This window comes from Geobacillus sp. ZGt-1 (assembly GCF_001026865.1).
Classification (GTDB): Bacteria; Bacillota; Bacilli; order Bacillales; family Anoxybacillaceae; genus Geobacillus; species Geobacillus thermoleovorans.
Genome location: NZ_LDPD01000010.1, coordinates 68,919 through 75,150 on the forward strand (window position 1 = coordinate 68,919; position 6,232 = coordinate 75,150).

Annotated in this window: 12 protein-coding genes, 3 pseudogenes and 1 riboswitch; of the genes and pseudogenes, 10 read left to right on the top strand and 5 right to left on the bottom strand. The window is 51.9% G+C overall.

The window, feature by feature from the left end; all coding sequences use genetic code 11:
- The 5 genes and pseudogenes from VU18_RS19105 to VU18_RS18310 all read left to right on the top strand — a co-directional run.
- Positions 1-499, top strand: a pseudogene (locus VU18_RS19105) (stage V sporulation protein AD); the annotation flags it as partial.
- 1 nt (position 500) lies between these two features.
- Positions 501-857, top strand: a complete 357-nt coding sequence (gene spoVAE / locus VU18_RS03660) for a stage V sporulation protein AE (RefSeq protein WP_013146042.1) — start codon at positions 501-503, stop codon at positions 855-857.
- 12 nt (positions 858-869) lie between these two features.
- Positions 870-1,076 carry a DUF1657 domain-containing protein gene (locus VU18_RS03665; protein ID WP_011230357.1) on the top strand — a complete coding sequence of 69 codons (207 nt, stop codon included), beginning with the start codon at positions 870-872 and terminating at the stop codon, positions 1,074-1,076.
- A 12-nt stretch (positions 1,077-1,088) separates the two neighbouring features.
- Entirely contained in the window at positions 1,089-1,949 is an 861-nt protein-coding gene (locus VU18_RS03670; RefSeq protein WP_013523193.1) for a DUF421 domain-containing protein, read from the top strand.
- A gap of 20 nt (positions 1,950-1,969) precedes the next feature.
- Positions 1,970-2,140 carry a hypothetical protein gene (locus VU18_RS18310; protein WP_011230359.1) on the top strand — a complete coding sequence of 57 codons (171 nt, stop codon included), beginning with the start codon at positions 1,970-1,972 and terminating at the stop codon, positions 2,138-2,140.
- A gap of 139 nt (positions 2,141-2,279) precedes the next feature.
- On the opposite strand, the gene VU18_RS03675 is transcribed toward VU18_RS18310, so the two are convergent.
- Positions 2,280-2,600: a thioredoxin family protein gene (locus VU18_RS03675; RefSeq protein ID WP_011230360.1), complete on the bottom strand. Its 321-nt coding sequence runs from the start codon at positions 2,598-2,600 to the stop codon at positions 2,280-2,282.
- A 130-nt stretch (positions 2,601-2,730) separates the two neighbouring features.
- Between VU18_RS03675 and VU18_RS03680 the strand changes: the two genes are divergently transcribed.
- From VU18_RS03680 to VU18_RS03685, 3 genes are all read left to right on the top strand, one after another.
- A complete protein-coding gene (locus tag VU18_RS03680; RefSeq protein ID WP_011230361.1) occupies positions 2,731-2,967 on the top strand; it encodes a hypothetical protein in 237 nt (78 codons plus the stop codon).
- A gap of 76 nt (positions 2,968-3,043) precedes the next feature.
- Positions 3,044-3,172 carry a YjcZ family sporulation protein gene (locus tag VU18_RS17195; RefSeq protein ID WP_013146038.1) on the top strand — a complete coding sequence of 43 codons (129 nt, stop codon included), beginning with the start codon at positions 3,044-3,046 and terminating at the stop codon, positions 3,170-3,172.
- Positions 3,173-3,298: 126 nt separating this feature from the next.
- Positions 3,299-3,556 carry a stage VI sporulation protein F gene (locus tag VU18_RS03685; RefSeq protein WP_011230363.1) on the top strand — a complete coding sequence of 86 codons (258 nt, stop codon included), beginning with the start codon at positions 3,299-3,301 and terminating at the stop codon, positions 3,554-3,556.
- 117 nt (positions 3,557-3,673) lie between these two features.
- Here VU18_RS03685 and VU18_RS03690 read toward each other — a convergent pair whose 3' ends face one another.
- The 4 genes and pseudogenes from VU18_RS03690 to VU18_RS19110 form a co-directional block, all read right to left on the bottom strand.
- Complete coding sequence (locus tag VU18_RS03690) at positions 3,674-4,108, bottom strand: GNAT family N-acetyltransferase (RefSeq protein ID WP_011230364.1); 435 nt, start codon at positions 4,106-4,108, stop codon at positions 3,674-3,676.
- Position 4,109: 1 nt separating this feature from the next.
- On the bottom strand, positions 4,110-4,631 hold the full coding sequence (locus VU18_RS03695; protein ID WP_011230365.1) for a YjcG family protein: 522 nt from the start codon (positions 4,629-4,631) through the stop codon (positions 4,110-4,112).
- Positions 4,632-4,729: 98 nt separating this feature from the next.
- On the bottom strand, positions 4,730-5,261 hold a 532-nt coding region (locus VU18_RS03700; RefSeq protein WP_236687271.1), incomplete at its 5' end, for an esterase family protein.
- A gap of 1 nt (position 5,262) precedes the next feature.
- Positions 5,263-5,458: pseudogene (locus VU18_RS19110) on the bottom strand (alpha/beta hydrolase-fold protein); the annotation flags it as partial.
- 186 nt (positions 5,459-5,644) lie between these two features.
- Positions 5,645-5,755, top strand: a riboswitch (SAM riboswitch).
- 201 nt (positions 5,756-5,956) lie between these two features.
- Between VU18_RS19110 and VU18_RS21025 the strand changes: the two are divergent.
- Together VU18_RS21025 and VU18_RS19115 are read left to right on the top strand one after the other, a co-directional pair.
- Positions 5,957-6,022: hypothetical protein (locus VU18_RS21025; RefSeq protein ID WP_255351073.1), on the top strand; the 66-nt coding region annotated here is incomplete at its 3' end.
- A 1-nt stretch (position 6,023) separates the two neighbouring features.
- Positions 6,024-6,232, top strand: a pseudogene (locus VU18_RS19115) (PLP-dependent transferase); the annotation flags it as partial.

A 6,232-nucleotide genomic window follows, 5' to 3' on the forward strand; every position in this document is an offset into this window, starting at 1 on the left:
CAGCCCGAAAGGGGACGGGCCGCGCGTGACGGCAGCGACGATCGGCCGCGTTGTGGATATGGGGATCGCCGATCCGTTCAACATGGGCGGGGCGATGGCGCCGGCGGCGGTCGATACGATTGAGGCGCATTTGCGCGACATGCAAATCGATGCATCGTATTACGATTTGATCGTCACCGGCGATCTAGGGCGAATCGGACGCCAAGTCTCCCTTGACTTGCTGCGTCAGCACGGCATTGACATCGATGAAGAGCGCTACCAAGATTGCGGACTGCTCATTTACCGCGATGGGCAGCCGGTTTTGTCCGGCGCAAGTGGGGCGGCTTGTTCCGCCGTTGTCGTTTACGGGCATCTCATCAAACGGATGCGGCGCGGCGAGCTGAAGCGCATTTTGGCAGTCGCGACAGGAGCGCTATTGTCGCCGCTATCGTTCCAGCAAAACGAGACGATTCCATGCATCGCCCACGCGGTGGCGATCGAGTATGGAGGTGAGGCGTAGCGTGTTGGCTATGTTTTTTTGGGCGTTTGTCGTCGGCGGGCTGATTTGCGTGATCGGGCAAATTTTGATGGATGTGTTTAAACTGACACCTGCGCATACGTTGACGATTCTCGTCGTCGTCGGGGCGATTTTGGATGGATTCGGTTTGTATGAGCCACTCATTGATTTTGCCGGCGCCGGGGCGACGATTCCGATTACGAGCTTTGGAAACGCGCTCGTTCACGGCGCGATGCAAGAGGCGGAAAAACACGGCATTATCGGCGTATTGACCGGCATGTTTGAAGTGACGAGCGCCGGCATCTCCGCGGCGATCGTCTTTGGGTTTATCGGGGCGCTCTTGTTCCGCCCGAAAGGATAGGAGGGATCTTCCATGACCGTTGCTTCGCAGGTGAAACAAACGTTGGCGAGCTTAAAAGGCATTCACGCTGGGCTGCAACAGCTGGCGCTCACTTCCCAGGATGAAACGGCGCAACGGACGTTTCATGAAGCGATGCTTGCGACAGAGGAGATCATCGCGGACATCAAAGACCGGATCGGCCGGCTCGAGTTCGAAGAGCCGCAATACCACGGAAAGTAAGGAGCATGATCGATGCCTATATGGTTAGAAACCGCCATTCGTTCGATTTGCATTTTAATCGGGTTGTTTGTTATCACCCGCATTCTCGGCAAAAAGCAATTATCAAAATTGTCGTTTTTTGAATACATCGTCGGCATTACCGTCGGCGATATCGCTGGAACGATGTCGGTCGATTTAGGAATTTCGTTGCAAGAAGGCATCACCAGCATTTTGATTTGGTCGCTGTTTCCAGTGGCTGTCGCTCGTCTCTCGCTGCGCAACAAGAAATTTCGCGATTTTGTCGAGGGCAATTCCACGGTTTTTATTAAAAACGGCAAAATTTTAGAGGAAAACTTGAAACGGGAGAAATATACGGTTGACGAGCTGCTCGAACAGCTGCGCAAAAAAGATGTGTTCCGCGTCGCCGACGTCGAGTTTGCGGTGCTTGAGCCAAACGGCGACTTGAACGTGTTGCTGAAGCGGGAAAAGCAGCCGCTCACCGTCGGAGATGTGTTCCCAAACCCACCGCGGGAAAAAGAGCCGCAAACGGTCATTATGGACGGCATGATTTTGGATGAGCCACTCGCTACGATGGGGCTTGGCCGCGGCTGGCTGAAGGAACAGCTTGACAAACAAGGAGTGGCGATTGAAAATGTGTTTCTCGCCCAAGTCGATTCATACGGACAGCTGACGATCGATTTGTACGATGATAAGATCCAAATTGCCGAGCCGCAGGAGAAAAAGCTGCTCTTGGCCGCGATGAAAAAAGTGCAGGCTGATCTGGAGCTGTATGCGTTGCAGACGAATTCCGAAGAGGCGAAGGCGCTGTATGAACGAAACGCCGCAAAAATGGCAGAGCTTGTGCAAAAAGTCGAACCGCTCTTGCGAAACTGATGACACAGGAGGAAAAGACGATGGAAGACAAACGGATAAAAACGACGGATGAGGAAATTCAAGTCCAATTGAAACCAAACGACCGCTCCGAGCGGACGCGGACGACCGATGAGGAAATTTCGATTGAATTGATGTTTGACAGCCCGCAGCTGACGCGCCAGCCGAAAGACTACGACGAAATTGAATATTGACGGCTTCCGTTTCCACAATCGGCGATCCATAAGGAGCTGTCTGTTCATTCGCATGGCTGTCCGAGAAGGAAAGCTTCCTTCTCGGACAGCCTCTTTTTGTTGCCCTTCTTCTCTGGCGAGGCAAGGATGCCGCCCCGTCTTACTCCGGCAGGGACTGCAAAAAGGCGCGCACCTCTTCCGGCGTTTTGGCGTCAGCGCTGTGCAGATGAGCAATTTTTTTTCCGTTGCGGAAGACAAGCAGGCTCGGGATGCCAAGTACCTGGTATTTCTCGCCAAGTTCCGGAAACTGGTCACGGTCGATTTCAAACCAATCATATTGTCTATAGTCGCGAACGATGTCATCGATGAACATATTGAGGCGCACGCAGTCCGGACACCAAGTTGTGTAAAACTTGATGATCGTTGGTTTATCACCGGAAATGACCGCCTCGAATTGCTCCACTGTTTCAATGCGTTTCACATTCGTTTCCTCCCTTTCATGTTGACGTTCATCTTTACTTTATCATATGGCGAGGCAAAAAAAGAACGGGGATGCCTTCACCTCGGGCAGTCGTTTTTGCATACAACAGTAAGAAAGGGGGGGGGAAAGTGTGAGCAAAGAACTGGAAAAGGCGCTCGAAGGTTGGGTTGCGTCACGCAAAGAAGGGCATGAAACGTTCATCCGCCTGTTTGAACAATGGGGAAAGGACTTTAACAAACAGTTGCAAGAAATCGAAAAATTGAACAATGGATTTTTAAAAAGTGTGCAAGGCAACTTAGACTACATCGAGCAATGGTTTGCGAAAAAGGAGCGGGAATTTGCCGAGCTGTTCCGCCGATTTGGATGACAAAATGGCCTTTGCGCCCATACGCCCCGCTAAGCCGGTGAATACGATACAGTAAACGGAGAAGGAGGTGCACATTATGATGGGCTTCTGCGGTTATGGTTATCCTTACGGCTACGGCTATGGCGGTGGCTATGGCGGTGGCTTTGTGCTGATTGTCGTGTTGTTCATTTTGTTGATTATTGTCGGCGCGGCATTTGTCGCCTAACGGAAAAAGCGAAAGGGATACGGGCCGTTTCGGCGCCACGGAGCGGCTCGTATTTTTCTTTCCCTAATTTGATGCACGCCGAGGCGGGAGCATCATACGATATAGCAGGGAGAAGGAGGCGGAACGATGGATCAGCAATTTTTTAAAAACATCGAAAAGAAAACAGGTGTCAATATGAAAGACGTTTTTGAGCTCGCCAACTCGCTGCAAAACGCCAATTTCAGCGATGAAAAAACGGTGCGCCAAGTGGTGAAGCGGGTGGCGCAAATTGCCAACCGGAAAGTGCCAAAAGAACTTGAGGATCAAATCGTCAAGGCGATCGTCCATAACGGCAAGCAAATTGATTTCAATACGATCGCCAATATGCTGAACAACAAAAAGTAAGCAAAAGGGAGCTTGCGTGCGCACAGCTCCCTTTTGCTCTGCTTGGCTCAGGAGAGCGAAACGATGTTCGATGATCCCAAGCCTTGGATCAGTGTAGACGAGGCTGTTCTATGGCCATCATTCGAGCGATTTCACCATCGTGACATGTGGGATGCCGGCGTCCATAAAGACGCCGGAGACGGTCGTATAGCCGAGCTTTTGGTAAAACGGTTCTGCGTGCGTCTGGGCGTTCAGTTTCGCCGTTTTCGCCCCTTTTGTTTTCGCCAGCTGTTCGATCGCTTCCATCACCATCCGTCCGGCGCCGCGGCCGCGGTAGGACGGCAGGACGCAAATGCGCTCGATTTTGCCGACGCCTTCGTCAATGAAACGGAGTCGCCCAGCACCCACCGGTGTTTGGCCATCATACAGGACGAGGTGGAACGAGTCGTCCTCGAATGCGTCGATTTCCTCGTCTTCCGGCACGTTTTGCTCCTCAATGAATACGAGCCGGCGGACGCGCAAGGCGTCTTCGTACAAAGCGCGATCTTGCGTTGTGCCAATCGCAATGTTCATCTCAGACCGTTTCCTTTCCTCCGACGATAAACGTTTCATAGACGGTCCACGAGCCGTTTTCCAGCTGATAGAGAAGATGGAAGCGGTCGACGGTCTCCTCGAAGTGCACATCTTGCAGCTTCAGCTGGCTGTAGACGTCCGCATATTCTGCGCCCGGCAAATCGCGGCCGATCGTAATGTGAGGCACGAACACAAACTCCGGCTTTCCGGCGAACAAGCCGCTGTGCAGTTGTTCATGAAGGCGCTCGAGCACGTCGTTTGGTTCCACCTTCAAATAAATGATGTTGCTTGTCGGGTAAAACGAGCTGAATTTCGTCACTTTGATCGGAATGGGAGGTGTTTCCGCCGCAATGCGGCGCAACTCTTTCGCCATTTTTTTTATTTGCTCCTCATCCGCTTCAAATGGGTATTTCAGCGTAATATGCGGCGGGATGAGGGCGTAATGGCTGTCGTACCGTTTCCGGTACGAGTTGGCGAAGTCCTGAATCCGTTTTGGCGGAAAGATCACAATGCCGTACTTCATTTTGTTTTCCCTCCTTGAACCAGTTCTTTTTCCATGCACAGGAAACGCACGGAATGGATGCGGCGGCTTCGACATCTTTGAAGTTGCTCCGTTTTGTCCTATAATGATAAAACAGCGGCTACGGCCCGGGGTACATCCGGCTGCCAATACGTCCACGCATGGCCGCCTTCGAACTCATGGTACGTATAAGCAAACCGTTTTTCCATAAACAAGTCCCGCGCCATTCGATTCGGGGTGATAAAATCGCGCACATGGCCATCCGTCGTTTTCACCGCTGTTTCCTCTGTGCCAACAGAATGGTAAAGCGAAAGGAGCGATGGATCGCGGAATGAGCGGATGCGCGCCAATACCGAGTCATCGATATAGGGGGACTGCATGGCGATTTTCCCAAATGTATGCGGATACAACAACCCGGCTAGAAGCGACACCGTTCCGCCGAGCGAATCGCCGATCAGCGCCTGGCCTTTGCCCATTTGGTATGTCGGCAGTTCGCGGTCCAAAAACGGGACGAGCTCATGGGCTAAAAAACGAAGGTATGCTTCGTGCTTTCGTCCTTCCGGGTGGTATTTCTCGTAGCGGTCGTTGACGTTCCGATACGGGATGCCGACGACGATCGTCCGGTCGATTGTTNCTTCTGCCATCAGCGTTTCGATGACGGTTTTCATTTTTCCATACATAAAATAATCTTTGCCGTCTTGCGCGATTAATAAAGAATATTTGTAAAGCGGCGAAAAATTGCTTGGCAAGTAGATGAGCAGTTCGATTTCTTCTTGCAGCTCTCCGCTGTACAACTTGCAGTCGCGCATCGTTCCTGTTGCTGTCGCCATGACCATCCTCCATGAAAGCGTAAGTTCATCTGTTATTGTAACATATTTGCGCCCAAAGATGTTAATGAAGGGCTCGAATTTTTCGCGAATTTGCCGAATCGCACCGCTGACAAAAAAATGGCTTGCAAAAACGTGGGGAATGCGTTACATTTTTATTAAATTTAAAAAAATTGAATACGCGTCCCATTCTTATCAAGAGAAGCGGAGGGAACTGGCCCAATGAAGCTTCAGCAACCAGCCGCCCGGCGGCCAGGTGCTAAATCCAGCGAATTGAGCATTCAATTCGGCAGATAAGAAGAAGCATGACCATGTGCGTATGGAAAAGTCTTCTTCTTAGAAGACTTTTTTTATTTACTCAAGCGGCCGCTTCCATCAACCGCGAGGCGGTTTCGGACGAAGGCGCTTGGCCGCTGCCCAACGGACAGTGGTGCTTCGTTGGGCATTAAGTGGTCGGCCGTTGATCCATGATGGAATNTTCAGCAGAAGGAGAGAGATGAGATGGAGAAACTGGAGACGTTGTTAGCGCAAATTGGCAACCGGAGCGAAACGGTGACGGGGACGGTCNACCCGCCGGTTTATTTTTCCACCGCCTACCGCCATGCCGGCATCGGAGAGTCGACTGGGTTTGACTACATCCGCACCGGCAACCCCACGCGCAAAATCGTCGAAGAAGCAATCGCGAGACTGGAAGGCGGCGACCAAGGCTATGCGTTCAGCTCCGGCATGGCCGCCATTCAGACGGTGCTCGCCTTGTTTGAGAGCGGAGATGAGTTT

Bases quoted from the DNA above. Each gene is read 5' to 3' on its own strand.
- VU18_RS03665 (WP_011230357.1), top strand. From the start codon at position 870: ATGACCGTTGCTTCGCAGGTGAAACAAACGTTGGCGAGCTTAAAAGGC.
- VU18_RS03670 (WP_013523193.1), top strand. From the start codon at position 1,089: ATGCCTATATGGTTAGAAACCGCCATTCGTTCGATTTGCATTTTAATC.
- VU18_RS18310 (WP_011230359.1), top strand. From the start codon at position 1,970: ATGGAAGACAAACGGATAAAAACGACGGATGAGGAAATTCAAGTCCAA.
- VU18_RS17195 (WP_013146038.1), top strand. From the start codon at position 3,044: ATGATGGGCTTCTGCGGTTATGGTTATCCTTACGGCTACGGCTATGGC.
- VU18_RS03685 (WP_011230363.1), top strand. From the start codon at position 3,299: ATGGATCAGCAATTTTTTAAAAACATCGAAAAGAAAACAGGTGTCAAT.
- VU18_RS03690 (WP_011230364.1), bottom strand. From the start codon at position 4,108: ATGAACATTGCGATTGGCACAACGCAAGATCGCGCTTTGTACGAAGAC.
- VU18_RS03695 (WP_011230365.1), bottom strand. From the start codon at position 4,631: ATGAAGTACGGCATTGTGATCTTTCCGCCAAAACGGATTCAGGACTTC.